Genomic DNA, 23,107 nt, shown 5'->3' on the forward strand with positions numbered 1-23,107 from the left:
GGCAGGATCGGTGTGGTGACCACATTGCCCGAGAAGGCCACCGCATTCCTCGAACTCCATCGCCCCGGCGACCCGGTGATCCTGCCCACGGTATGGGACGCCTGGTCGGCGGATCTGGTGCGGCAGGCCGGTTTTCCGGCGCTCACCGTCGGCAGCCATCCGCTCGCCAACTCGGTCGGCAAAGCCGACCGGGAGGGGATGGCCTTCGCCGACGTACTCGGTCGCGTCCGGGAGATCACCGCCGCGGTGGATATACCGGTCTCGGTGGATCTCGAATCCGGTTACGGGGTCGAACCGGTGGCGCTGATCGACGGGTTGTTGCAGGCCGGCGCGGTCGGGTTCAATCTCGAGGACACCGTGCACAAGGAGGGCGGCCGGCTGCGCGAGCCGCAGGAGCACGCCGATCTCGTGGGCCGTCTGCGGCAGGCCGCCGACGATACCGGTGTGCATGTGGTCGTGAACGCCCGCACCGACCTGCTGCTCGCCCCGTCCGGCGACCCGGCCGAGCTGGTCGGCCCGGCGATCGACCGGTTGCGGCTGGCGGCCGCGGCGGGCGCCGATGTGCTGTATCCGGTCGGCCGTTACGGCCCGGAGGTGCTGAGCCGGCTGTGCGCCGAACTGCCGTTGCCGGTGAATGCGGTCACGCTGCCGGAACAAGGCGACAAGGCGTATTTCGCCGAAGCCGGTGCGGCGCGAGTGAGTTTCGGGCCGTTCCTGCAGTACGCGCTCGCGGCGGAGGCGAAAAGGCTGCTCGAACCCTGGCAGTGAACCGGGCTGCGGAGCACGGTGCCGGGTCGGTCAGGACTCCGGGCCGGGGTCTTCGTCGAGATCCACCTCGTCGCGATCGGCCCATTCGATCAGTTGTCCCAGATCGAATACCGCGTCGTCCATACCGGCGTGCAGATCACCGAGGCGGCGGTACCGCTCGGGAACGGTGGCGATGGTGAAATCGCGGGGATGGATATCGTCGATCTCGTCCCAGTCCACCGGGGTGGAGACCGTCGCCGCCGGGTTACCGCGGACCGAATAGGCGGCCGCGAGCGTATGGTCGCGAGCGTTCTGGTTGTAGTCGATGAACAGTTGCGCCGGATCGCGGTCGCGCCGCCACCAGGTGGTCGTCACATCATCGGAAGCCCGGCGGCGGACCTCCTCCGCGAAGGCCAGCGCGGCCCGGCGCACCTGCTGGAAGCCGTAGTCCGGCGCGATCCGCACGTAGACATGCAAACCCTTGCCGCCCGATGTCTTCGGCCAGCCGACCGCACCGATCTCGTCGAGCACCTCGTGGACCACGCCGGCCACCCGCTGTACCCGGGACCACGGGCAGTCCGGCATGGGGTCGAGATCGATCCGCCATTCGTCCGGGCTCTCGGTATCGGCGCGGCGTGAGTTCCACGGGTGGAATTCGACGGTCGACATCTGGACCGCCCAGATGACCTCCGCCAGTTCGCCGACACAGAGTTCGTCGGCGTGCCGACCGTAGCGCGGAAAATATACCCGGACGGTGGACACCCAGTCCGGCGCTCCCGCGGGCAGCCGTTTCTGGTGGACTTTTCCGCCCGGCAGGCCTTTCGGGAAACGATGCAGCATGCAGGGACGCTCACGCAGCGCGTTGACGATCCCGTCGCCGACACTGAGGTAGTACTGCACCAGATCGAGTTTGGTCGCGCCGGATTCCGGAAAATACACCCGGTCGGGGTTGGAGATACGAACCTCGCGTTCCCCGACCGTCAGTTCCACCGCCGCGCCCGCGCCGCCAGCCATGGTTCGACCCTAGCCGCCGGAATCCGATCCGTCCGGTTGGCGAGCCGGCTCCGTGGACGGGACGGCCGAGCCGGCGCCGGAAATGTGCTATTTTCGTGCTGGACCGGGCATTTCCTGGACCAGGTAAATGGGGTTCCGGATGGCGGGTCGATGGCCGGTGACAGGTCTTGCTCGGAGACGGCACGGTGAAGCGGGTACGCCGGACGAGGATGTGCCCTTGGGGCCCGATTCTGGCTGGTGGTGTGGATGAGGGGCGTGCCCGGAATCCCCGGCGTTCTCGATGTGATCACCACGCGTGCGCGCGGTGTCGCCGATACATTGACCGCCGGGGTGGGCCGCTTCTACACGAATACCGGCGATGCGCTCGGCGGTATTCGCCGTTACACGGAAGTGGACAGCGAGAGCGCCGGTCAGATCAATCTGACGCGGGGCCGGGCCGGGCGGTCGCCGAGCGCGGAACCGGCGTCGCGGTATCGGCCACCGGCGGCCGAGATCGCTTTGCGTAGTGTGGAATTGGAGCACCCCGAGAACTCGACGCTCTATCGGCGCCGGCCGGTAGGTGTCCTCGGCAAACCCCATCCGTTCTACGAACTGAAATCCGCGGTGGGGAAATTCATCTACAAGCCGAATCGCGGTGAGCGAAATATGCGGATCGGGATTCCCACCGAACCGGGGTCTCAAGCGGCCCGGGAAGTGGCGGCGTTTCGCCTGGACCAGCTGCTGGGCTTCGACCGCATTCCGCCCACCGCGCTGACGGACGGACCGTACGGACGGGGTTCGATACAGGAGTGGGTAAAATCGACAGTTTCCGTCGGGATTCTGTCCTACTCGCCTACCCAGCGACAGCAGATGGCAGTCCTCGACTACATCATGGCCAATTCCGACCGAGTCTGGCAGAACTTCCGGACGGGCCCCGCCGGGGACGTTATCGCAATCGACCACAGCTTGACGTTTCCCGAAGCACCGGATCCCAGGGGCGGGATCCGATCCGACTTCGTTGCCGCCTATCGCCGTGAACCACTCGACGACGACATCCTGCGCGCCGTGGACGCTGTGGATCCGAAAGAACTGCGGGCGGCGCTCGAGGATCTGCGACTGAGTGAACCGGCGATCAGCGGAGCACTGAACCGGCTGGCCGAGATCCGGGAAAACCGCATGATCATGGGCGCTGAATGGCCCGATATCCGGCGCCATTCCCGGTCCGGTCCGTTACTGGAGTCGGAAATTACGGGTTCTTGAATGCTTGCCGGGGCGATGCGGCTTCATATCGAGTGATGCGGAATTCACCGATCGTGGTGGGCGAGGCCGGCCGGTTCGGTGGCTCGTCGACGGTCAGACTGCCCAGGAGCGACAGCGCGCGTTCGGATGGTGAGCCGGGTTCGGCGTGGTAGACGATGAGCGTCTGCCCGGGCGCGCCGTTGACGGTGAAACTTTCGTAGGCGAGAGTCAGTTCGCCGACCATCTCGTGGTGGAACCGTTTCACCCCGGCGGTTTTCGTCCGTACGTCGTGGCGCGCCCACAGCTGCCGGAAATCCTCGCTCTTGAGTGACAGTTCACCGACGAGTTCGGTCAGTCGCGGATCGTCCAGGTCGGTACCGGCGGTGGCGCGCAGGCTCGCGACCGTATCGGCGGCGATCGACTCCCATTCGGGATAGACCTGCCGGGCCCGCGGATCGAGGAAAACCATCCGCACCTGATTGATACCGGGTAGCGAGCAGGCGTTCACGGCGGCGGCCAGCGGATTGGCCGCCAGGACGTCCAGGCTCCGGCCCAGGACGAGGGCCGGGGTGCGCTCCCACATATCCATGAGCCGGAGCAGCCCGGGCGCCACCCGCTCGGGTCGTCGCGGTCGTTTCGGCCGGGCCGGCGCGGGCCGGGCGAGTTCTCGCAGGTGTGCGGTCGCTTCGTCGTCGAGTGCGAATACCCGGGCCAATGCGGCGACCACTTGTTCCGAGGGGTGTTTGTCCCGGCCCTGCTCCAGGCGGATGTAGTAGTCGGCACTTACGCCCGCGAGCAGCGCTATCTCCTCGCGCCTCAGCCCGGCCACCCGCCGTTGACCGCCGCCGGGCAGCCCGAAATCCTGCGGCCGGACCAATTCGCGGCGGGCGCGCAGGAAGGTGCCGAGGCGGTTGTCCGAATCCATGCTGTCCAGGGTAGGAGCCGATGGTTGCGGCTGACTGGCCCTGTGACTACCAGGAAGTCCGCGACCTGGTAGCGCGCCCGGTGCGGGCCGAATGTGGTGGACATGACGAGCAACGAGAAACTGAACGGCCGGGTAGCGGTGGTCACCGGAGCTTCCAGCGGGATCGGCGCCGCTACGGCGCGCCGGCTGGCGTCCGACGGTGCCCGAGTGGCAGTACTGGGGCGTCGTAAGGAGCGCATCGAAGAGCTGGCCGCCGAAATCGGCGGAGACGCGATCGCGGTGGTGGCCGATGTGGCCGACCGGGATTCCGTGCGCGATGCGGCAGCGACAGTGCGTGTGGCCCTGGGCTCGGTCGATCTGGTGGTGGCGAATGCGGGAGTGATGCTGGGCGCGCCCTTCGAATCCGCCGATACCGGCGAATGGGATCAGATGGTCGGGACGAACGTGACCGGGCTCCTCTACACCGCCCGGGCGTTCGTCGACGATCTGCTGGCGGCCGGCCGCGAAGGCCGGCCGGCCGATCTGGTGCTGGTGGGTTCGGTCGGTGGGCATGCGGTGTTCCCCGAATACGCGGTGTACACCGCCACCAAGGCCGCGGTGGCGCATCTGACCCGTAACCTGCGCGCCGAATTCGGACCGCGCGGGGTGCGGGTGAAGAATGTCGAACCCGGTTTCGTGGCGACCGAACTCGGCGCGGGTATGCGCGGGGCGGAGCAGCAGGCCCAGTTGGCACGCTGGCGGAGCGAGATGACGATTCTGGAGCCGGAAGATATCGCCGCAGCCGTCGCCTTCGCGACCTCGGTGCCCGCCAGGCTCAACGTGGCCGAACTGATCCTGGTGCCGACGCAGCAGGGCTGAGCCTCCGGTGGATCGGTCCCGTCGCACCCGGATTCCGGACAGGACGGGACCGATCCGCTCGTGGCTTCAGTGCACGGCCACCACAGTGAGTGCCGCGGGTTCGCGGTCCCGCCGCAACGCGGGCAGTAACCCACCGGCCCACAGGGCGAGCGCGAAGTACCCGATCTGCTCGGGGATCCGGAACCACAGTGGTGTGGCGGCGTCGCCGTTGAGCGGAATATCGTTCAGGGCCGCATAAATATTGGCCGGGATCATGATCACCAGCAGCGCCGCGAGCCCGAGTCCGGCCCAGCGGCGGGTGCCCGTCACCACCAGGCCTACGGCGCCGGCCAGTTCCAGGACGCCGGTGGCGTACACGGCGAAGTCCGCGAACGGGACGAACGACGGCACCATGGTCACCAGATCGTCGTGGCTGGGCATCACGGTGACCGAATCGGGCGCGAAATGCGCGATGCCGGTCATGGTGAACAGGAAGGCCAGCCCGTGTGCGGCGCTCACCTGCCAGGTGGTGAACCGGCGTACGCCGATCAGGCCGAGTAGACGCAGCACCAGCGTCGGGATCACGAACAGCATCAGGGTGTCGAACATGTGGATCCTCCGAAGCGGGAGTCGTGTCCGGCCGGGCGCCGCCGGGCAATTTGTTGTTATCGACTGATAACAACAGTAAGAGTATGCATCGACTGATAACTAGTCAACGGCAAGTTCGGGCAGCGCCGTGACCAGGGGCTCCGGCGGACTCCGTCGCCCGAACTCCCTACGGCCCACGGGCCGGGTAGTAGAGGGCGGAGATCGCGGACGGCGCGTGGTGTCGGCCGACTGTTCGCCACCGGTTGACGGTGTCGTCCGCTCACCCGTCGTACTGGTCGATGAACCTCGGTATACGAAGGGCGCGGTGCGTCCATCGCGCGGCGCCCCGCCGCGGCCGTCGAAAGACCCGGAGCAGATGTATGACCACTGGAGTCGAACAGCCCCCGAACCCGCGGCGGCACACAGCCGATCCGGCCCCGCGTACGCGGTCGGGAAACAAAGCCGCGGAATCCCGGCCGGCCGACCGGGACGAACGATCGGGATCTGCCCACCCCCGGCGCGATCCGGGGCGGTGGCGGCGCTCGGCATCGCTGTCACTACTCGCGATGGTGATCACGCCGGTGGCACTCGGTATCGCCGCCAACGGCGCGGTGACCGGCGGGCGCTGGTGGGACAGCGGAGATCGCTGGTCCACACCCGCGCAGTCGGCGCTCGGCGCGCTGTTGTTGCTGGTGGTCGCGGGACTCGCGATATCCACACCGGCAGCTGGGGTCACCGCCGGGCTGGTGTGGGGCATCGCCCCCGCCGTCGTGCAGATCGCCGCGCCGCGGGAGACCTACCGGCTCATCTCGGCGGTGCCCGGACTGCCCAGCGACCTGGCCCGGGCGCTGCACACCTGGTTGTCGAGCGGAGTGGTACTGCTGTTCGGTGTCCTGCTGGCCGGGGTCGGGATCATCGCCGCGACGCGCCGCCACCGGCTCGCTCGCTGAGCATCGCGCCGCAGTGGCGCCCCGATGGTGCCGGATGGTCCGGAACCCACCCGGCACCCGGGAGACCCGAGCGCTCCTCAGCCCTTCACACACAGCACCTGACGCAGCGTCGCCACCACATCGACCAGATCGCGCTGGGCATCGATCACATCGTCGATGTTCTTGTATGCGGCCGGGATCTCGTCCACCACACCCGCGTCCTTACGCGATTCCACACCCTCGGTCTGCGCGATCAGATCCGCCACGCTGAACTGCCGCTTCGCCGCGTTACGACTCATCCGGCGGCCCGCGCCGTGCGAGGCGGACCGGAACGAATCCGGATTGCCCTTTCCGCGCACCACATAGGAACGAGTGCCCATCGAGCCCGGAATGAGCGCCATATCGCCCGCACCCGCCCGGACCGCGCCCTTTCGGGTCACCAGCATGGGCACGCCGTCGATCGTCTCCTCGGCCACATAGTTGTGGTGGCAGCTGATCGGTGTATCGAATCGCACTTCCCGGGTCGGGAACTGCTCCCGTACCGCCTGGCACACGAGTGCCAGCATGACCGCGCGGTTACGGGCCGCGTACTCCTGGGCCCAGTTCAGGTCGTGCCGGTACGCCGCCATTTCCGGCGTATTCGCCAGGAACACCGCCAGATCACGATCGACCAGATTCCGGTTGTGCGGTAGCGCGCGGGCCACCGCCATATGCCGCTCGGCGATTTCCTTGCCGATATTGCGGCTGCCCGAATGCAACAGAATCCATACCTGATCGTCCTGGTCCAGGCATATCTCGATGAAATGGTTGCCGCCGCCCAGGGAACCCATCTGCTTGTGTGCCTTGGATTCCCGCGGTGCCACCGCCTCGTCGAGATCGCCGAACGCGGACCAGAACCGGTCCCAACCGGTGCGCAGGGTCGCGGTGGCCACCCCGGACGGCCCCGGTGCCAGCTTGTTCACCGAGACGGCGTGCCGGTGGGCGGCGAAACCGACCGGCACCGCAGCCTCGATGGCCGACCGCACGGTGCGCAGATCGTCGGGCAGATCGGCGGCGGTCAGGTCGGTACGGACACTTTCCATCCCGCAGCCGATATCCACCCCGACCGCAGCCGGTGCGACGGCATCACGCATGGCGATCACCGAACCGACCGTCGCGCCTTTCCCGAGGTGCACATCCGGCATGACCCGGACGCCGTGGACCCATTCCAGCCGGGCGATATTGCGCAGCTGTTGCAGTGCCGCCGCATCGATATCGTGCTCATGGGCCCACATCAACGTCCGTGCCCGGGTACCGGACAGCTCGACGGGAAACATTCTCGCGATCCTTCCATTCGGGGCGGACCGATATCCGCCGCCGTAATCAACGGTAGGCCGCCGGGCCGGGGAAGGCATTCGAATTATTCCGGGCGGAAATACCCGGCCGGCCGACGACAGGCGCCGGGGAATCGGACCGTGGCGCAGGCGATATCGGGGAAGAGCGGGGATGCTCGGATGGAATAGCCCGCGCCGTGCATCCCGGTGGGATCACCTCTGCCGCGTGCCTCGATCGTGTGTGCCGCGCGAGCCGGTCGCCAGCGCGGCCTCGATCTCGGCGCGCGCCGGAATAGCGGCGCTGGCGCCGAGCGTCGTGGTGGCCAGCGCGCCGGCGGCACAGGCGAAACGCATCGCCGCAGCCGGTCCCTGTGACCAGTGCACGGCCAGCGCACCGGCAAAGGTATCGCCCGCACCGGTGGTGTCGACGACCTCGACGGCGGGCCCGGTGACAGTGGTCTGCGCACCGTCCGGGCCTCGATGCCGGGCACCGTCCGCACCGAGCGTGACCACGACATGCGGTACTCCGTCGAGGGTGGCGCCCAGCTCCCCGGCCTCGCCGCGGTTCACGATCGCGACATCCAACCCGCTCCACAATTCAGCGGAAAGATGCTGCGCCGGTGAGGGATTCATGACGACGGTGGTGTGGTTGGCCCGGGCGTGGGACACCGCTTCGGCGATGGTGGGAATCGGGACCTCCAGCTGGCACAGCAGGATATCGGCAGCAGCGATCGCGGCGCGATCCCCGGCGCTCAGGCCGGTCAACCCGGCATTGGCGCCGCCGACCACGATGATCGAATTCTCACCGGTGGCGTCGACCACGATCGCGGCGACCCCGCTGGGCCCCGCGAGCGTGCGCAACCCGGTGGTATCGACCCCGGCATCGGCCAGAACCGCCCGCAAGCGCGGGGCGAACACATCGTCGCCGATCGCGCCCAGGAACAACACCCGGCCACCGGCGCGGCTCGCCGCGATCGCCTGATTGGCGCCCTTACCGCCGGGAACCATGGTGAAACCCCGGCCCAGCACCGTCTCGCCGGGATCGGGACGGCGATCGGTGGTGGTCACCAGATCCATGTTGATACTGCCGAGTACGGCGATCAGGGGAGTGGTCACGGAGAGAACCTAGCGCGGTGAGCGCCGGTAGAAGCGATTTTCGGCGGTGCGTAGGCTGTACGGCATGACGGTAGAGACCACCGCTGAGTTCGATATGCGCGCGGCCGTGCACGACGCCGCCCGCCGGGCCCGGGTCGCTTCCCGGGTGCTCGCGCAACTCACCACCGCGGCGAAGAACGAGGCGTTGCACGCCGCCGCGGACGCACTGCTGGCCGCCGCCGACACCGTGCTGGAAGCCAACGGCGAAGATCTCGTCGCGGCGAAAGCATCCGGGACAGAGGATTCGCTGCTGGATCGGTTGCGGCTGACGAAGGATCGGGTCGACGGAATCGCCTCCGGCCTGCGCCAGGTGGCCGGACTGCCGGATCCGGTGGGCGTCGTGGAACGCGGATCGACGCTGCCGAACGGGCTCGAGATCCGGCAGATCCGAGTGCCGCTGGGCGTGGTCGGCATGGTCTACGAGGCACGGCCCAATGTCACCGTCGACGCGTTCGGACTGGCGCTGAAATCCGGCAACGCGGCATTGCTGCGCGGATCCTCCTCGGCCGCGCGGTCCAACGCGGCGCTGGTCGCCGTCCTCCGGGAAGCACTCACCGGCGTCGGGATCCCGGCCGACGCCGTCCAGTTGCTGCCCAGTTCGGACCGCTCCAGCGTGCTCCACCTGATCCAGGCCCGGGGCCTGGTGGACGTCGTCATCCCCCGAGGCGGCGCGGGACTGATCAACGCGGTGGTGCGCGACGCGCAGGTCCCCACGATCGAGACCGGCACCGGCAACTGCCACGTCTACGTACACTCCGGCGCCGACCTGGATATGGCCGAAGAGATCCTCGTCAACGCCAAGACCCGCCGCCCCAGCGTCTGCAACGCGGCCGAGACCGTGCTGATCGATGCGGCCATCGCCGATACCGCCCTGCCGCGGCTGAGCAAGGCCCTGGCCGACAAGGGCGTCACCCTGCACGGTGACCTCGACGGAATGATCCCGGCCACCGACAAGGACTGGGGCGAGGAATACCTGACCCTCGATATCGCGGTGAAGATCGTCGACGACCTGGACAAGGCGATCGAGCACATCAACACCTGGGGAACGGGCCACACCGAGGCCATCGTCACCGGTGAACTGGCGGCGGCCGACGAGTTCTCCCGCCGGGTGGACGCGGCGGCGGTCATGGTGAACGCCTCCACCGCCTTCACCGACGGTGAGCAATTCGGATTCGGTGCCGAGATCGGAATCTCCACCCAGAAACTGCACGCCCGCGGGCCGATGGGACTGCCGGAACTGACCTCCTCGAAATGGGTAGTCCGGGGTTCGGGCCAGACCCGGCCGTAATATCGGCCCCGCCTCCGGCGGGGCTGTCGGGGCCCTTGTGACCCCGGTTCTTCACTCCTACGCTCCTCCGCTTCGCTCCCCCGCTACGTCGCTCCAGAACCGGGGCGGGCCCCGACTGGGCTGTTCGGAGTGGGCCGGAGGTTTTGTGCGGGGGTTGTGCCTCGTGTAGCGCGGGTGGGTTCGTGCTTCGAGTGCTCGCGGCGTTCCGGTCCGTGATCGGACGCTGCTCGTCTGTGGCCGGACTCCGCACGGCTCGGCGGCGTGCGGTCGGCCGTCCAAGGATCGGCGACCTTCGAGCACTTTCAGAGGCGTACGTCCAACGGGTAGTCCAGGTGCACGTCCACGCATATCTTCCGTCCACTCCGCACGGTCCGCATCCGTGGTCGGGACCCGCCCCGGTTCTGGAGCGACGGAGCGGGGGGCGAAGCGGAGGAGCGTAGGAGTGAAGAACCGGGGTCACGAGGGTCCCGACCCCGCGGGGCCGCAGGCACCGCAGATAAACACAGCCCGGTAGCGTGGGATGGGAGAGTTCGACGGAAGGACGGCCCATGGAGCCCGCGAGTTCCCCCACCACGCCGGTTCAGGAGCCGATCTTCGCATCGGTGGACGATGTGGTGCGCCGCCTCGCCGAGACCGGCTACCTGGCCGACAAGGCCACCGCTACCTCGGTATTCCTGGCCGATCGGCTCGGTAAGCCGCTGTTGATCGAGGGACCGGCCGGAGTCGGAAAAACCGAACTCGCGCGGGCCGTGGCTCAGACGGCGGGTGCCGAGCTGGTGCGCCTGCAGTGCTACGAAGGTGTGGACGAGTCACGGGCACTCTACGAGTGGAACCACGCGAAGCAGATCCTGCGGATCCAGGCCTCCAGCGAGAACGACTGGGCCGAGACCCAGGCTGATGTGTTCAGCGAGGAATTCCTCCTCTCCCGGCCACTGCTCACCGCGATCCGGCGTACCGAGCCGACGGTGCTGCTCATCGACGAGACCGATAAAGCCGACGTCGAGATCGAAGGGCTGCTGTTGGAGGTGCTGAGCGATTTCGCGGTGACCGTACCGGAACTGGGCACCATCACCGCCGCCCGCACACCGTTCGTGGTGCTCACCTCCAACGCCACCCGTGAACTGTCCGAGGCACTCAAACGCCGCTGCCTCTACCTGCATCTGGACTTCCCGGACGAGGATCTGGAGCGGCGGATCCTGGCCAGCCGGGTGCCCGAGCTCCCGCAGGCGGTCGCCACCCAGCTGGTCCGGATCGTGCACGTGCTGCGCGGGATGCAGCTGAAGAAACTGCCCTCGGTCGCCGAATCGATCGACTGGGCCCGAACTCTGCTCGCCCTGGGGCATACCCAACTCGACGACGCCACGGTCCGCGAAACCCTCGGTGTCGTGCTCAAACACCGCAGCGACCATCAGCGGGCGCTGGCCGATCTGAAACCGGCCTGACCGTGACGGCCGCCGGCGACCAGCCGCTCGCCCCGTACGGTCTGCCGGGACATCTGGTCGGTTTCGTGGAGGCGCTGCGGGCCCGCGGCATACCCGTCGGGCCGTCGGAGACGGTGGACGCGGGCCGGGTGCTGTCGGTGCTGGACCTGATGGATCGGGAAACGGTCCGCGAAGGGCTGGCCTGCGCGCTGCTGCGGCGCACGACCCATCGCGGCACCTACGACGGGCTGTTCGACCTGTGGTTCCCGGTCGCGCTGGGCGAACGTTCCGCCGCCGCGGAGATCGAGATCCCGTACCGGGACGACGGCCGGGTCGATATTCCCGAACTGCGCCGCATGCTGGCCGAGATGCTCGCCGACGAAGGGTCCGGACAGCAGCAGGCCCTGATGGCCGCCCAGATGGTGGAACAGATGGGGCAGTACCAATCGGCGCGAGGGGCGTCCTTCTCGTCGTATCAGGCGCTCAAGGACGTACAGCCGCAGACGTTGCTCGCCCAGATCCTGGCCGCGATGGCCACCCCGGGGATGAGCGATTTCGAGACCGAGATAGCGCGGCGCGCCGCCCGCACCCGGATCGACGGATTCCGGCGCACGGTGGAGGCCGAGACCCGGCGCCGGGTGGCCGAACGAATCGGCAAGGAGCGTGTCGCCTCCTACGGGGTTCCACGGCAGGCGGAGGAAGTGGATTTCCTGCGTGCCTCGCAGGCCGAGCTGGCCGAGCTGAAACGCAGCACCCAGCGACTGGCGCGGATCCTGGCATCACGGCTGGCGGCGCGGCGCCGGCATGCCCGGCGCGGCGAGATCGATCTGCGCAAGACGCTGCGCAGATCGATGTCCACCGGTGGGGTACCGATAGATCTGGTGAACCGCAAACCGCGGCCCGCCCGCCCCGAACTGGTGCTGCTGTGTGATGTGTCCGGTTCGGTGGCCGGTTTCAGCAATTTCACGTTGCTGCTGGTGAGCGCGTTGCGTGAGCAGTTCTCGAAGGTGCGGATCTTCGCGTTCGTCGACCACACCGACGAGGTGACCAGGTTCTTCGACCCGCACACTCCGCCGGACGAGGCGATGCAGCGGATCTTCGCCGAGGCCGATATCGTCGGCTTCACCGGCCACTCCGACTACGGAAGTGCGCTGATGAGCTTTGCCGAGGAGTTCCCGGACGCCGTCACCAGCCGCAGTTCGCTGCTCATCCTGGGGGATGCCCGGACCAACTACCGGGATCCGGAGCTCGCGACACTCGACGCCCTGGTCGAGACCGCCAAGCACGCGCACTGGCTCAATCCGGAACCGCGCACCAACTGGGGGTCCGGTGATTCCGCCGCCGACCGATACCGGGGAATCATCGAAATGCACGAATGCCGGTCCGCCGCCCAGCTCACCGCCGTGGTCTCCCGGCTGCTGCCGGTTTGAGCCGACGGGTACACGCGCGCCACGGTCCGATTCCCACAGACGAAGGCCGATCGGCCCGAGGGAGCCCATAACCGACCCGTTAAGCTCGACACTCATGCGCGGAACAGGCCAGGGCGGACCCAAGCTGGGGGTGATGGGCGGCACCTTCGATCCCATCCACCACGGTCACCTGGTCGCGGCCAGTGAGGTCGCGCACCGGTTCGATCTCGACGAGGTCGTCTTCGTGCCCACGGGACAACCCTGGCAGAAGACCGATCGGCAGGTCAGCCCGGCCGAGGACCGGTACCTCATGACGGTGATCGCCACCGCCTCCAACCCGCGGTTCTCGGTGAGCCGGGCCGATGTGGACCGCAGCAAGGTGACCTACACCGTCGATACTCTGCGTGACCTCCGTGAGCAGCATCCGGGTGCCGAGCTGTACTTCATCACCGGGGCGGACGCGCTGGCCAGCATCCTCACCTGGCAGGATTGGGCCGAACTGTTCGAGCTGGCGAAATTCGTGGGGGTCAGCCGGCCGGGGTACGAGCTCAACATCGACCATCTCGCCGACCATCTGCGAGGTATGCCCGACGATGCGGTGACCATGATCGAGATCCCCGCGCTGGCCATCTCGTCGAGCGAATGCCGTCGGCGCGCGGCGGAGGGGCGGCCGGTCTGGTACCTCGTACCGGACGGGGTCGTGCAGTACATATCGAAGCGGCATCTCTATGTGCCCGCTCGAGCGGAAGGTGACGGAAACGTGAACGAGGTGCTGGCATGAGCGGTGCACGCCCGGAGAGCAGCAGCATGAGCGGTGCACGCCCGGTGGCGGCAGCCTGCGTGATCACAGAGGTGACGGTATGACCGCGTCGGACGAAGCTGTGCAGATCTCGACCGTGGCCGCATTGGCCGCCGACGAGAAGCTGGCCACTGATGTGGTCGTACTCGATGTCTCGGAACAATTGGTGATCACTGATTGTTTCGTGATCGCTTCGGCGCCGAACGAGCGCCAAGTGAACGCCATCGTCGATAATGTCGAAGAGAAACTGCGCGCGGCCGGCCATAAACCGGTACGCCGGGAAGGGACCCGCGAGGGCCGTTGGGCACTCTTGGACTATGTCGACGTGGTGGTGCACATCCAGCACAACGACGAACGTAATTTCTATGCGCTGGAACGGTTGTGGAAAGACTGCCCCACCGTTGCGGTCGAGGGGATCGGCATGAGCGAGTCAGGCCCGGAGGCGGTAGCGGAGCGTGACCACGCAGGGCCCTCGGTCATGCCGCGTGGACACGGCGCGCCACCGGCCGCCGGAGACGAAAGTGCTGGAGAAACCGAGTGAGACAGAAAACCGGTGCGCGCACCCTTATCCTGTTGCGCCACGGGCAGACCGAATGGAATGCCAACGACCGGATGCAGGGGCAGATCGATACCGATCTCACCGATCTGGGCCGTCGGCAGGCGAAAGAGGCGGCGCGGGAGCTGGTTTCCCACAAGGCCATCGGCTTGATCTCGTCCGATCTGCGGCGGGCCTACGACACCGCTCAGGCATTGTCGGAGCATTCCGGGCTCGAAGTGGTCCGGGAACCGCGGTTGCGGGAGACCCATCTCGGAGACTGGCAGGGGATGGGGGATGTCGAGGTCGATTCCCTCTACCCCGGCGCCCGGCTGGAATGGCGGATGGATGCGACCTTCACCCCGCCCGGCGGTGAATCGAAACTGGAGGTCGGTGCCCGCGCGCTACCCGTTGTCCAGGAATTGTTCGACGACCGGCAGGATTGGCCCGGCGCCACTATGATTCTCGTGGCGCACGGCGGGCTGATCGCCGCGCTCACGGCCGCGCTGCTCGATCTGCCGCCCCGGAACTGGCCTGCCCTCGGTGGCCTGGCCAATGCCAGCTGGGTGCAGCTGAGCAGTCACGGCCCGAGCCTGGAAAAGCCCGGTTGGCGTCTGGATGTGTGGAACGCAGCGGCGAAAGTAGCACCCGATGTCATCTGAAGACCTGAACCGCCAGATACCGGACGAACTGTTCCGGAAGGTATCCGCGAAACCGGAGCGCGCCCTACCCGACGCCCTGTTCGGCCCGGCGCCCGGACAGGACCCGGCCGAAACCACCGAGGACACCGGACCCGCCGACGACGGCGATGTTCGGAGAGCCGTCTGAGCACCAGGAGGGTTGCGCGGTGACATCCACGTCGGAGGGCGCGCCCGCGCCCGATCCGGGTACCGCACGCGAAGCCACCGGCCCGGCACCGGGTTCGGTCGGTGGCAGCGGAACCGCGCAACGGATCGGTTCGGACGTGGAGGCCACGACGGACCCGGCGGTCACCACCCCGGCCGGCGGTACGGGAGCGCAGCGGCCCGTGCTGCTGGTGATCGCGGACTCGCTGTCGTATTACGGCCCGAAAGGCGGCCTGCCGGCCGATCATCCCCGGATCTGGCCGAATCTGGTGGCGGCCGAACTGGATTGGGATGTCGAACTGGTCGCCCGGATCGGCTGGACCTGCCGGGACGCCTACTGGGCGCTCATCGGTGACCCACGAATATGGGCCGCCGTCCCGCGTGCCGGTGCCGTGGTGTTCGCGGTAGGCGGTATGGATTCGCTGCCCTCGCCGCTGCCCACGGCAGTGCGCGAATTGATCCGCTACCTGCGCCCGTCGGGCCTGCGCCGTGTCGTGCGTTCGGCATACCAGTGGATCCAGCCCCGGGCCGCGAAAATCGGCCGCCCGGTCGCGCTACCGCCCGCGGTGAGCGTGGACTATCTGGAGCAGTGCCGGACGGCGCTCGGGCAACTGCGGCCCGAACTGCCCGTGGTCGCGGTCCTGCCCTCGGTGCACGACTGTGCGGCCTACGGCCGGGTACACAGCGGCCGCGAACCGGCGGTGCGGGCGCTGGAAGCATGGTCGGCGCGAACCGGTGTACCGCTGGTGGACCTGAAAGCAGCGGTACACGACAACATCTTCTCCGGCGACGCCAACCCCGACGGGATCCACTGGGGGTGGGACGGGCATACCGAGGTCGCCAGGGCGATGGTGAAAACTCTGCAAGAGGTCGGGTGAGACGTGGCGGTCGTGGTCGTCACCGATTCGTCCGCCAGCCTGCCCGCGGAGCTGATCGGCGAACTGGATATCCGGGTGGTGCCCCTGCATGTGCTGGTGGGTGATACGGAGATCCGGGAAGGTATCGATGCGCACGCCATCGATTACGCCGCCGACACCGTCACCACCTCGGCACCCTCTCCGGGCGAACTCCGCGACGCCTATGCCGAGGCACTGACCGGTAGCAACGGTGCGGGCGTGGTCGCGGTCCATCTGTCCCGGCAGCTGTCGGCGACCTGGGAGGCGGGGCGGCAGGCCGTTCGGGATATGGACGCCGCGGAATCGGTGCTGCTGGTCGATTCGCTCGGTGCGGGTCTGGCGACCGGGTTTCCGGTACTGGCCGCCGCGCGGTGCGCGGCCGCGGGCGGCACCCTCGACGAGGTGTACGAGGCCGCGGTGCGGGCGGCGGAGAGCTCGCATACCTTCTTCGTGGTCAATCGCACCGAACAGTTGCGGCGTGGCGGCCGGCTGAGTACGGCCGCCGGTTTCTTCGGCAGCGAACTGGTCAGCAAACCGGTGCTGCAGCTGGTGCAGGGGCGGCTGGAACTGCGGGACAAGGTGCGTACGCGGTCGAAGGCCTTCGCGAAACTGGTCGCGGCCGCGGAGGAGGTAGCCGGGGCGGGTATCGCCGCGATCGGTGTGCAGCATCTGGGCGCCGCTGAGGCCGCGGAATCGGTGACGACTCAGCTGCGCGCACGTATTCCGCGAGCCCGGGAGATCCTGACCGCCGAGTTCGGGCCGGCGCTGGCTGTTCATCTGGGAGTCGGCGCGGTCGGGGTGCTGGTTGTGCCGGGCGGGTGCGGCTGACCGTCCCGCGCTGGGAGTTCCGGTAATCGCTCCACAGGGCCGGGTTGTCCACAGGGTTGTCGAATTCCCTGGTGGGTGTGACTGTTCGGTGGTGCCACCGGCCTAGCGTCGCGGACATGGCACCACACGACGAGCGTGAACGAGTACGTAGGCAACTGGGCGGGCATCTCGGGGAGCTGCCGGGTAACGACCCGGGGGAGACGCGCGCGTGGCCGCAACGCACGTACGCCGCCGACGATGCCGTACGTACTCCACGCTGGCTAGAGGAAGAGCCGGGTCCGGCCGACCGGCGAGATCGTCTGATACCCGCCCGGTTCCGGGGCGCGCTCCTGGACTCCGGGCGCCGCGGGGTGACGACCATGGCCGGTATCGGACTGCTCACCGCGCTGGTAACGGTGGTGGTCGTGCTGTGGGACCGGCCCGTCGCGCAATCCGTTCCACCACTACCCGCCGTGCTCCCGGCGGCGTTGCCGGTGGATTCTCCCGCTCCCGTCGATGCGCCGCCCGCACCGGACGGCGCTCCCACCCGAGCGCAACCCGCCGAATTGGTGGTGAGTGTGGTGGGTCTGGTGGGCCGGGCCGGTCTGGTGCGGCTCCCGCCCGGTGCCCGGGTCGCCGATGCGATCTCGGCGGCAGGCGGTGCACTCGACGGCGCGGATCTGGCCGGTCTCAACCTGGCTCAGCGGCTGTCCGACGGCGACCAGGTCCGGGTGGGAGCCGCCGGGCCCGGCGCGCCACCGCCGGGCAGTGCGACGATCAGCGGTGGCGCGGGGGAAGCGGCGTCCGCCGGCGGGACCGGCGATTCCGCACCCACGGCCGGTGCGCCGGTCGATCTGAATGCCGCTACCGAAGCCGATCTCGATGCGTTGCCCGGAGTCGGGCCGGTGACGGCCAAAGCGATCGTCGCCTGGCGCGAGACCAACGGGCGGTTCACCGACGTGGCGCAGTTGGCGGAGGTCGACGGTATCGGCCCGGCTCGGCTGGCCCGTTTGCGTGCACTGGTGACGGTATGACGGCACCGGGCGCGTGCGGCCCCCGGTTGTCCCGGCGCGCGGTGCGGGTATTCGGTCGGGTATGCCGGTGAGCGCGGCACCGGGCACCGTCACTCGCACGCCGGCTCCGGAGCCGGTGGGGGAGGCGGTGAAGGCGGCCCCGATTCTGGACGCACGGTTGCTCCCGGCCACACTGACCTGCTGGCTGGCCACGATCATCGCGGTCGGCGCCGGCTGGATCGCCGGGGTGGTCGTTGCCCTCGTACTGGCGGTGCTGGCGCTGATGTCGTGGGGACTGTTGTGGACCGGAGTCGGGCATCGCAGCGAACGGCGTCGAATCGTCGCGACGGTACTACTGGGTGCGGCGCTTGTCGGTTCGGCGTTCGCCTGTTGCGGCGCATGGCGGGAGTACCGGGTCGGTGCGCATCCGCTGCGCGCGGTTCCGGCCGCGGCGACGGTCGATATCGTGATGGTGCCGGACGATGATCCGAAGCCGGTGCGCGGCAGCGGGTCCGGATCGGGGCGGCTCTGGGTGGTCCGTGGCGAACTGCACGAGTTCCGGTATCGCGACCGAGTGATCCGCGGTGGTGGCGCGGTGGTCGTCCTGGCGGCCGGGCCGGCCTGGAGTGAACTGCTGCCGGGCCGGCCGATCGAGTTCCGGGCCCGGCCCGCACCGCCTCGGCAACGCGATCTCACGGTCGTCACCCTCCGGCCGGTCGGACAGCCCGCCACTGTGGGCCCGCTGCCGTGGTGGCAGGCCGCCGCCGAGTCGGTGCGTTCGGATCTGGTCGCGGCCGCCGGCCGAGCTCTCGCGCCGGACCCGGCCGGGTTACTGCCCGCGCTGGTAGTCGGAGACACCTCGGCTCTGAGCGACCGGGTACACGGCGAATTCGTTACCGCGGGCCTCCAACATCTGACCGTCGTCAGCGGTGCGAACTTCTCGATTCTGCTCACCGCCGTGCTCGCCACCACCCGGCTGCTCACCCTCGGCCCACGACTGTCGGTGCTCGGCGCGGGAATCGCAGTGGTGTCGCTGGTGATCATCGCCAGGCCCGATCCGAGTGTGCTGCGGGCCGCCGCGATGGGGTCGGTGACGCTACTGGCCCTGCTGATCGGCCGCCGCAAACAGGCACTTCCCGCGCTGTGCGCGTCGGTGATCGCGCTGCTGGCGCTGTGGCCCGCCCTCGCGGTGCAGGCCGGGTTCGCGCTCTCGGTCCTCGCGACCGGGGCGCTGCTCCTACTCGCTCCGAGCTGGGCTGATCATCTGCGGGCCCGCGGCTGGTGGCGGCTACCGGCCGAACTGGTCGCGGTCGCCGCGGCAGCCTTCGTCGTCACCACGCCGCTCACCGTCGCGCTGTCCGGAAAGCTCAGTCTGGTCGCCGTGGCCGCGAATATCCTGGTGGCCCCGGTGATCGCCCCGATCACCGTCGGTGGAGCCCTCGCCGCCGTGGTAGCCACCTGCTGTGAGCCGCTCGCTCAGTTGATACTGCGCACGACCGGGCCACCGATGTGGTGGCTGCTCACCGTGGCGGCCGAGGCGGCCGCTGTTCCCGGTGCGGCGCTCGTGGTTCCCGGCGGATCGTCCGGTGGCCTGTCGGCCGGGATCGTCGCGGCCGGTGTGATCGCGGCGCTGCGACTGCCCCGGGCCCGGCGGATACTGACGGCCGTGGCAATCGGATTCCTCGTCGCATACCTGGTCCTGGTACTTCGGTTCGGCTGAACCACTCGGACGCGGTCACGGAATCCACGGGCGCACCGGCTCGGCTGGGCGAGGGGCGAAAACCGGCCGACAACACTACGGTTGCGGTCTGCGGCCGCGTACTCGATCATTATCCGATGCGGCGCACGATTCGAGCGGCCGATGAGCTGTCCGGAGTGGAGCCGTGCTCGTTCACCATGTGGAGAAGACTCTCACCCGGCTGGTGCCCGGGTCGCGGACCGACGTCCGGGACTTCTACCGGGACCTGACGAAACTGGGGCAGCTACATCCGCTCGTCGTCGGTGTCGAACAACTACCGGACAGCGACGACGGCGGTCGGCGCGTGAGCAACTACCGGGTGACCGATCGGATACCGTTCGGACCGCTCGCCTGTCGAATCACCTACCGGGTCCGGAGCCGGGAAACCGCCGAGGGCAATCTCGTCGTCGACGCCTACCAGTTTCCCCGGGTCCACGTGCACGGTGAAGTGGAGTTCGCCGAACAGGCTTCGGGCACCTTGGTCACCGAGCGATTGCGGCTCGGCGCTCCGTGGGGACTGCTGGGGACCGTCCAGCGCCGAGGTATCGCCGCCCACATCATGATGCTCGAGAATCTCCACCGCCTGTTCGACACCTCTTCGGCGGGCGAGAGCCGGTGAAAGCCTCGGCTACCGCGCCGGATTCCGTGCCGGGAAGAACCGCACCGTAGTGGTCCGAGCCTCCGGTTCACTTCCTGTCCACCGGTGTCCGACCGGGATACACCGGCGCGCCCGCGGCGCCGTAGCGGCGAACTGTCCTCGTCTCGAGTCGCGGCGGTGGGGGACGAGACTCGGACCGGCGGATATCGCCGACGGCTGATCCGCGTTGCCCGGAACGGCCGGACCCACCCAGTACCATCGGACCCGTGAGCGAGCGACCTGCGGCGGTGCATCTGGTTCTGGGGGAAGAGGAACTGCTGATCCAGCGGGCGGTGGCCGAGGTGACCGCGCAGGTACGTGCGGTCGCACCCGATCCCGCGTCGGTACCGGTGGATCGGCTGCGCGCCGGCGACGCCAGTAGTGCGGAGTTGGCGGAGCTGCTGAGCCCCTCACTGTTCGCCGAGGATCGGGTGATCATTCTCGAATCCGCGGACCAGGCCGGTAAGGACGCCGTCGCGGTGATCTCCGAGGCCGCGGCGACACCGCCGGACGGGGTGGTGCTGGTGGTGGTACACAGCGGGGGCGGTCGCGCCAAAGCGCTGGTACCCGCGCTGCGGAAGGGGGGCGCGGTCGTGCACGAATGCGCGAAGCTCACCAAATCCGCGGAGCGGGCCGAATTCGTCCGGTCGGAATTCCGGGCGGCCGGGGTCCGGGCCGGCGCGGACGTGGTGCAGGCGGTCCTGGACGCGGTGGGGTCGGAGCTACGCGAACTCGCGGCGGCCTGCTCGCAGCTGGTCGCCGATACCGGGGGAGCGCTCGATGTCGCGGCGGTGCGCCGGTACTACTCCGGTAAAGCGGAGGTCTCCGGATTCGAGGTGGCCGATCTGACGGTCGCCGGGAACCGGGCGGGGGCGGTGGAGGCGCTGCGCTGGGCGCAGGACCGCGGGGTACCGCATGTGGTGCTGGCCGACGCGCTGGCCGATTCCGTGCACACCATCGCAAAGGTGGGTTCGGCGGGCCGCGGGGACCCGTTCAAGCTCGCGGGTCCGCTGGGGATGCCGCCGTGGAAGGTCAAGAAGGCGCAGGGACAGGCCCGGGGCTGGACTCCGGCCACCATCGGGTCGGCGCTGCAGGTCGTTGCGACGCTGAACGCCGATGTCAAAGGTGGCGCGGCCGACTCCGGGTTCGCACTCGAGGACGCCGTTCTGAAGCTGCTCGCTCTGCACGGGCGCAGCTGATGGACCGGCCGACGGGGGCCGGCGGGGGAGGGAAGCGCTATTCGACCGCGCTGAGTTCCAGGGCTTCTTCGGCCGCCTCGTCGTAGCGGCCGTCCCACTCCTCGTAGACGGGGGTCTCCTCGTCCCTGGTGACCATCCAGACCACCACGTGCCCGCCGTCGTCATCGGCCGGGGCCAGCACGTTCTCGATCTTCACTCCGATACCGAGGACCTCGGCGGCGCGGATCACGCCGGGCAGGTCTTCGGCTTGGACTACCGATTGGTTCGCATACACCGTAACCATGCGCCGCATGCTACGGCAGGAACCGCGCACCCGGCTCGGCGCCATCCGGGATCACCGGGAAATGCCGCGCTGACCGGGGATGGACACACGAAAAGCCGCCGTGGTCCTCAATGCCGCGGCGGCTGCTGTCGAAAAGAGTTCGGAAGATCAGAGCTTGTTGAGCGCGGTCGCCATCGCCGACTTCTTGTTGGCGGCCTGGTTGGCGTGGATAACGCCCTTGGAGGCGGCCTTGTCGAGCTTGCGGCTCACGAAACGCAGGCGCTCGGCAGCGGCATCCTTGTCGCCGGCCGCGGCAGCGGTCCGGAAGGCGCGGATATGGGTGCGCAGCTCGGACTTCACCGACTGGTTGCGCTGACGCGCCGCCTCGTTGGTGCGGATCCGCTTGATCTGAGACTTGATATTGGCCACGCCGGTATCCTCTGATTCTTGTCTGGTTCGGTCGGAAAGTCTGTGTGCACCCCCGCCCTGATGCTCATCCACCGGGGGAAACGACCGGGCACGGGGTAGGCAACGCCGATTGGCCAGGTTACCAGCAGCGGGCGGCGCGGCGAAATCGTGGGCGGATCGTCACACTGCGGGGTCGTTGTGTACGACGAACGTCGCGCGTAACGTCGCGCGGGATCATCGTAGAAGTTTTCCCAGCAGGACCCAGGTTTCCCGGTGCGTGCCCCGGTAGCAGACGGGGCGGCGATCCTCTCGGAAGGCGGACGGTATGTCTCCCACTGCGCAGGAAAAGGAAGCGATCCTCGAGGGCGTGGAACCAGCGGTTCCGTCCGACCCCAAGAAATGGACCGCCGAAGCACTCGGCACATTCGTGCTGGTGATGGGCGGTGTGGGGACAGCGGTACTGGCCGGGGAGAAGGTGGGGCCGCTCGGCGTGGCTCTGGCTTTCGGCCTGTCCCTGCTGGTCCTGGTGTACGCGATCGGGCCGGTATCGGGTTGCCATGTGAACCCGGCCGTCACGGTCGGCCAGTTTCTCATGGGCCGGCTGTCGGCGGTCAGCGCCGTGGGTTACGTCATCGCCCAGGTGGTGGGCGGGCTCGTGGCAGGCCTGGTGTTGTTCGCCCTCGCGAAGAATCTGCCGTCCTACGATCGCTCCGCCGACGGGCTGGGCGCGAACGGCTGGGGTTCGCACAGCCCGTCGGCGGTGACCGGTCCCGCGGGTGAGGTGGTGATCCAGAACGGTTACGGGTTGGCCGCCATGATCATCGTCGAGGTGATGCTGACCGCGCTGCTCGTCTTCGTGGTGCTGGCCGCGACCGATCACATCTCCGAGATCCCGCAGGCCGGTCTGGCCATCGGTTTCACCCTGGCGGTGATCCACCTGATCTCGATTCCGGTCGACAACACCTCGGTGAACCCCGCCCGCAGCCTGGCGGTCGCGCCTTTCCAGGACGGCGCCATGGGTCAGCTGTGGGCCTTCATCCTGTTCCCGCTGATCGGCGGTGTGCTGGGCGCTTTGGTGTACGGGATGCTGTTCGGGCGTTCCCGGGATCTGGAGGTTTGATCCG

Annotated in this window: 25 protein-coding genes; 18 read left to right on the forward strand and 7 right to left on the reverse strand. The window is 68.4% G+C overall.

Annotation, left to right across the window (positions count from 1 at the left end):
* Nucleotides 1–15: 15 nt before the first annotated feature.
* The gene (locus tag ACWCPQ_RS25960; RefSeq protein ID WP_449903371.1) at nt 16–768 is read left to right on the forward strand and encodes an isocitrate lyase/PEP mutase family protein; all 753 of its coding nucleotides are present in this window, start codon (nt 16–18) and stop codon (nt 766–768) included.
* A gap of 30 nt (nt 769–798) precedes the next feature.
* Here ACWCPQ_RS25960 and ligD read toward each other — a convergent pair whose 3' ends face one another.
* Complete coding sequence (gene ligD, locus ACWCPQ_RS25965) at nt 799–1,761, reverse strand: non-homologous end-joining DNA ligase (RefSeq protein WP_449903373.1); 963 nt, start codon at nt 1,759–1,761, stop codon at nt 799–801.
* A 255-nt stretch (nt 1,762–2,016) separates the two neighbouring features.
* Here ligD and ACWCPQ_RS25970 point away from each other — a divergent pair, with 255 nt between their 5' ends.
* Complete coding sequence (locus ACWCPQ_RS25970) at nt 2,017–3,000, forward strand: hypothetical protein (protein WP_449903376.1); 984 nt, start codon at nt 2,017–2,019, stop codon at nt 2,998–3,000.
* On the opposite strand, the gene ACWCPQ_RS25975 is transcribed toward ACWCPQ_RS25970, so the two are convergent.
* Complete coding sequence (locus tag ACWCPQ_RS25975) at nt 2,987–3,904, reverse strand: helix-turn-helix transcriptional regulator (protein ID WP_449903378.1); 918 nt, start codon at nt 3,902–3,904, stop codon at nt 2,987–2,989. The genes ACWCPQ_RS25970 and ACWCPQ_RS25975 overlap by 14 nt on opposite strands.
* A gap of 102 nt (nt 3,905–4,006) precedes the next feature.
* On the opposite strand from ACWCPQ_RS25975, the gene ACWCPQ_RS25980 reads away from it, so the two are divergent.
* The gene (locus ACWCPQ_RS25980; protein ID WP_449903380.1) at nt 4,007–4,762 is read left to right on the forward strand and encodes an SDR family oxidoreductase; all 756 of its coding nucleotides are present in this window, start codon (nt 4,007–4,009) and stop codon (nt 4,760–4,762) included.
* 66 nt (nt 4,763–4,828) lie between these two features.
* On the opposite strand, the gene ACWCPQ_RS25985 is transcribed toward ACWCPQ_RS25980, so the two are convergent.
* On the reverse strand, nt 4,829–5,350 hold the full coding sequence (locus tag ACWCPQ_RS25985; RefSeq protein WP_449903383.1) for a DoxX family protein: 522 nt from the start codon (nt 5,348–5,350) through the stop codon (nt 4,829–4,831).
* 359 nt (nt 5,351–5,709) lie between these two features.
* Here ACWCPQ_RS25985 and ACWCPQ_RS25990 point away from each other — a divergent pair, with 359 nt between their 5' ends.
* Nucleotides 5,710–6,279: a hypothetical protein gene (locus tag ACWCPQ_RS25990; RefSeq protein WP_449903385.1), complete on the forward strand. Its 570-nt coding sequence runs from the start codon at nt 5,710–5,712 to the stop codon at nt 6,277–6,279.
* A 77-nt stretch (nt 6,280–6,356) separates the two neighbouring features.
* On the opposite strand, the gene ACWCPQ_RS25995 is transcribed toward ACWCPQ_RS25990, so the two are convergent.
* Nucleotides 6,357–7,574 (reverse strand): RtcB family protein, encoded by a 1,218-nt coding sequence (locus tag ACWCPQ_RS25995; protein ID WP_449903386.1) that lies wholly within the window; start codon nt 7,572–7,574, stop codon nt 6,357–6,359.
* Between the two features lie 210 nt (nt 7,575–7,784).
* Entirely contained in the window at nt 7,785–8,687 is a 903-nt protein-coding gene (locus ACWCPQ_RS26000) for a ribokinase (protein WP_449903388.1), read from the reverse strand.
* A 64-nt stretch (nt 8,688–8,751) separates the two neighbouring features.
* On the opposite strand from ACWCPQ_RS26000, the gene ACWCPQ_RS26005 reads away from it, so the two are divergent.
* The 13 genes from ACWCPQ_RS26005 to holA all read left to right on the forward strand — a co-directional run bounded on the left by ACWCPQ_RS26005 (nt 8,752) and on the right by holA (nt 21,313).
* Nucleotides 8,752–10,014 carry a glutamate-5-semialdehyde dehydrogenase gene (locus ACWCPQ_RS26005; RefSeq protein WP_449903390.1) on the forward strand — a complete coding sequence of 421 codons (1,263 nt, stop codon included), beginning with the start codon at nt 8,752–8,754 and terminating at the stop codon, nt 10,012–10,014.
* Nucleotides 10,015–10,562: 548 nt separating this feature from the next.
* Nucleotides 10,563–11,456, forward strand: coding sequence for an AAA family ATPase (locus ACWCPQ_RS26010; protein WP_449903392.1), 894 nt, complete (start codon nt 10,563–10,565; stop codon nt 11,454–11,456).
* Nucleotides 11,453–12,865: a vWA domain-containing protein gene (locus ACWCPQ_RS26015; RefSeq protein ID WP_449903456.1), complete on the forward strand. Its 1,413-nt coding sequence runs from the start codon at nt 11,453–11,455 to the stop codon at nt 12,863–12,865. Before ACWCPQ_RS26010 ends, ACWCPQ_RS26015 begins: the two co-directional genes overlap by 4 nt.
* A gap of 94 nt (nt 12,866–12,959) precedes the next feature.
* Complete coding sequence (nadD, locus tag ACWCPQ_RS26020) at nt 12,960–13,625, forward strand: nicotinate-nucleotide adenylyltransferase (protein WP_449903395.1); 666 nt, start codon at nt 12,960–12,962, stop codon at nt 13,623–13,625.
* 79 nt (nt 13,626–13,704) lie between these two features.
* The gene (gene rsfS, locus ACWCPQ_RS26025) at nt 13,705–14,184 is read left to right on the forward strand and encodes a ribosome silencing factor (protein WP_449903397.1); all 480 of its coding nucleotides are present in this window, start codon (nt 13,705–13,707) and stop codon (nt 14,182–14,184) included.
* A complete protein-coding gene (locus tag ACWCPQ_RS26030) occupies nt 14,181–14,840 on the forward strand; it encodes a histidine phosphatase family protein (RefSeq protein ID WP_449903399.1) in 660 nt (219 codons plus the stop codon). Before rsfS ends, ACWCPQ_RS26030 begins: the two co-directional genes overlap by 4 nt.
* Entirely contained in the window at nt 14,830–15,006 is a 177-nt protein-coding gene (locus ACWCPQ_RS26035; RefSeq protein ID WP_449903402.1) for a hypothetical protein, read from the forward strand. Before ACWCPQ_RS26030 ends, ACWCPQ_RS26035 begins: the two co-directional genes overlap by 11 nt.
* 136 nt (nt 15,007–15,142) lie before the next feature.
* A complete protein-coding gene (gene octT, locus ACWCPQ_RS26040; protein ID WP_449903458.1) occupies nt 15,143–15,901 on the forward strand; it encodes a diglucosylglycerate octanoyltransferase in 759 nt (252 codons plus the stop codon).
* A gap of 3 nt (nt 15,902–15,904) precedes the next feature.
* The gene (locus ACWCPQ_RS26045) at nt 15,905–16,747 is read left to right on the forward strand and encodes a DegV family protein (protein WP_449903404.1); all 843 of its coding nucleotides are present in this window, start codon (nt 15,905–15,907) and stop codon (nt 16,745–16,747) included.
* Between the two features lie 116 nt (nt 16,748–16,863).
* Nucleotides 16,864–17,760, forward strand: coding sequence for a helix-hairpin-helix domain-containing protein (locus ACWCPQ_RS26050; RefSeq protein WP_449903406.1), 897 nt, complete (start codon nt 16,864–16,866; stop codon nt 17,758–17,760).
* Nucleotides 17,761–17,827: 67 nt separating this feature from the next.
* On the forward strand, nt 17,828–19,459 hold the full coding sequence (locus ACWCPQ_RS26055; RefSeq protein WP_449903408.1) for a ComEC/Rec2 family competence protein: 1,632 nt from the start codon (nt 17,828–17,830) through the stop codon (nt 19,457–19,459).
* Nucleotides 19,460–19,622: 163 nt separating this feature from the next.
* Nucleotides 19,623–20,096, forward strand: a complete 474-nt coding sequence (locus tag ACWCPQ_RS26060; RefSeq protein WP_449903410.1) for an SRPBCC family protein — start codon at nt 19,623–19,625, stop codon at nt 20,094–20,096.
* A gap of 245 nt (nt 20,097–20,341) precedes the next feature.
* Nucleotides 20,342–21,313, forward strand: a complete 972-nt coding sequence (holA, locus tag ACWCPQ_RS26065) for a DNA polymerase III subunit delta (protein ID WP_449903412.1) — start codon at nt 20,342–20,344, stop codon at nt 21,311–21,313.
* Between the two features lie 37 nt (nt 21,314–21,350).
* Here the strand turns inward: holA and ACWCPQ_RS26070 are convergent, their stop codons facing one another.
* Nucleotides 21,351–21,596, reverse strand: a complete 246-nt coding sequence (locus ACWCPQ_RS26070) for a hypothetical protein (protein ID WP_058856935.1) — start codon at nt 21,594–21,596, stop codon at nt 21,351–21,353.
* Between the two features lie 147 nt (nt 21,597–21,743).
* Nucleotides 21,744–22,004, reverse strand: a complete 261-nt coding sequence (rpsT, locus tag ACWCPQ_RS26075) for a 30S ribosomal protein S20 (RefSeq protein ID WP_449903413.1) — start codon at nt 22,002–22,004, stop codon at nt 21,744–21,746.
* 304 nt (nt 22,005–22,308) lie between these two features.
* Between rpsT and ACWCPQ_RS26080 the strand changes: the two genes are divergently transcribed.
* Complete coding sequence (locus ACWCPQ_RS26080; RefSeq protein ID WP_449903415.1) at nt 22,309–23,103, forward strand: aquaporin; 795 nt, start codon at nt 22,309–22,311, stop codon at nt 23,101–23,103.
* Nucleotides 23,104–23,107: the final 4 nt, after the last annotated feature.

Source organism: Nocardia sp. NPDC001965 (genome assembly GCF_053594175.1).

Excerpts from the sequence above, each read along its gene's own strand:
- ligD (WP_449903373.1), bottom strand. The coding sequence starts at position 1,761 with ATGGCTGGCGGCGCGGGCGCGGCGGTGGAACTGACGGTCGGGGAACGC.
- ACWCPQ_RS25975 (WP_449903378.1), bottom strand. The coding sequence starts at position 3,904 with ATGGATTCGGACAACCGCCTCGGCACCTTCCTGCGCGCCCGCCGCGAA.
- ACWCPQ_RS25980 (WP_449903380.1), top strand. The coding sequence starts at position 4,007 with ATGACGAGCAACGAGAAACTGAACGGCCGGGTAGCGGTGGTCACCGGA.
- ACWCPQ_RS25985 (WP_449903383.1), bottom strand. The coding sequence starts at position 5,350 with ATGTTCGACACCCTGATGCTGTTCGTGATCCCGACGCTGGTGCTGCGT.
- ACWCPQ_RS25990 (WP_449903385.1), top strand. The coding sequence starts at position 5,710 with ATGACCACTGGAGTCGAACAGCCCCCGAACCCGCGGCGGCACACAGCC.
- ACWCPQ_RS25995 (WP_449903386.1), bottom strand. The coding sequence starts at position 7,574 with ATGTTTCCCGTCGAGCTGTCCGGTACCCGGGCACGGACGTTGATGTGG.
- ACWCPQ_RS26005 (WP_449903390.1), top strand. The coding sequence starts at position 8,752 with ATGACGGTAGAGACCACCGCTGAGTTCGATATGCGCGCGGCCGTGCAC.
- ACWCPQ_RS26010 (WP_449903392.1), top strand. The coding sequence starts at position 10,563 with ATGGAGCCCGCGAGTTCCCCCACCACGCCGGTTCAGGAGCCGATCTTC.
- nadD (WP_449903395.1), top strand. The coding sequence starts at position 12,960 with ATGCGCGGAACAGGCCAGGGCGGACCCAAGCTGGGGGTGATGGGCGGC.
- rsfS (WP_449903397.1), top strand. The coding sequence starts at position 13,705 with ATGACCGCGTCGGACGAAGCTGTGCAGATCTCGACCGTGGCCGCATTG.
- ACWCPQ_RS26035 (WP_449903402.1), top strand. The coding sequence starts at position 14,830 with ATGTCATCTGAAGACCTGAACCGCCAGATACCGGACGAACTGTTCCGG.
- ACWCPQ_RS26050 (WP_449903406.1), top strand. The coding sequence starts at position 16,864 with ATGGCACCACACGACGAGCGTGAACGAGTACGTAGGCAACTGGGCGGG.
- ACWCPQ_RS26070 (WP_058856935.1), bottom strand. The coding sequence starts at position 21,596 with ATGGTTACGGTGTATGCGAACCAATCGGTAGTCCAAGCCGAAGACCTG.
- ACWCPQ_RS26080 (WP_449903415.1), top strand. The coding sequence starts at position 22,309 with ATGTCTCCCACTGCGCAGGAAAAGGAAGCGATCCTCGAGGGCGTGGAA.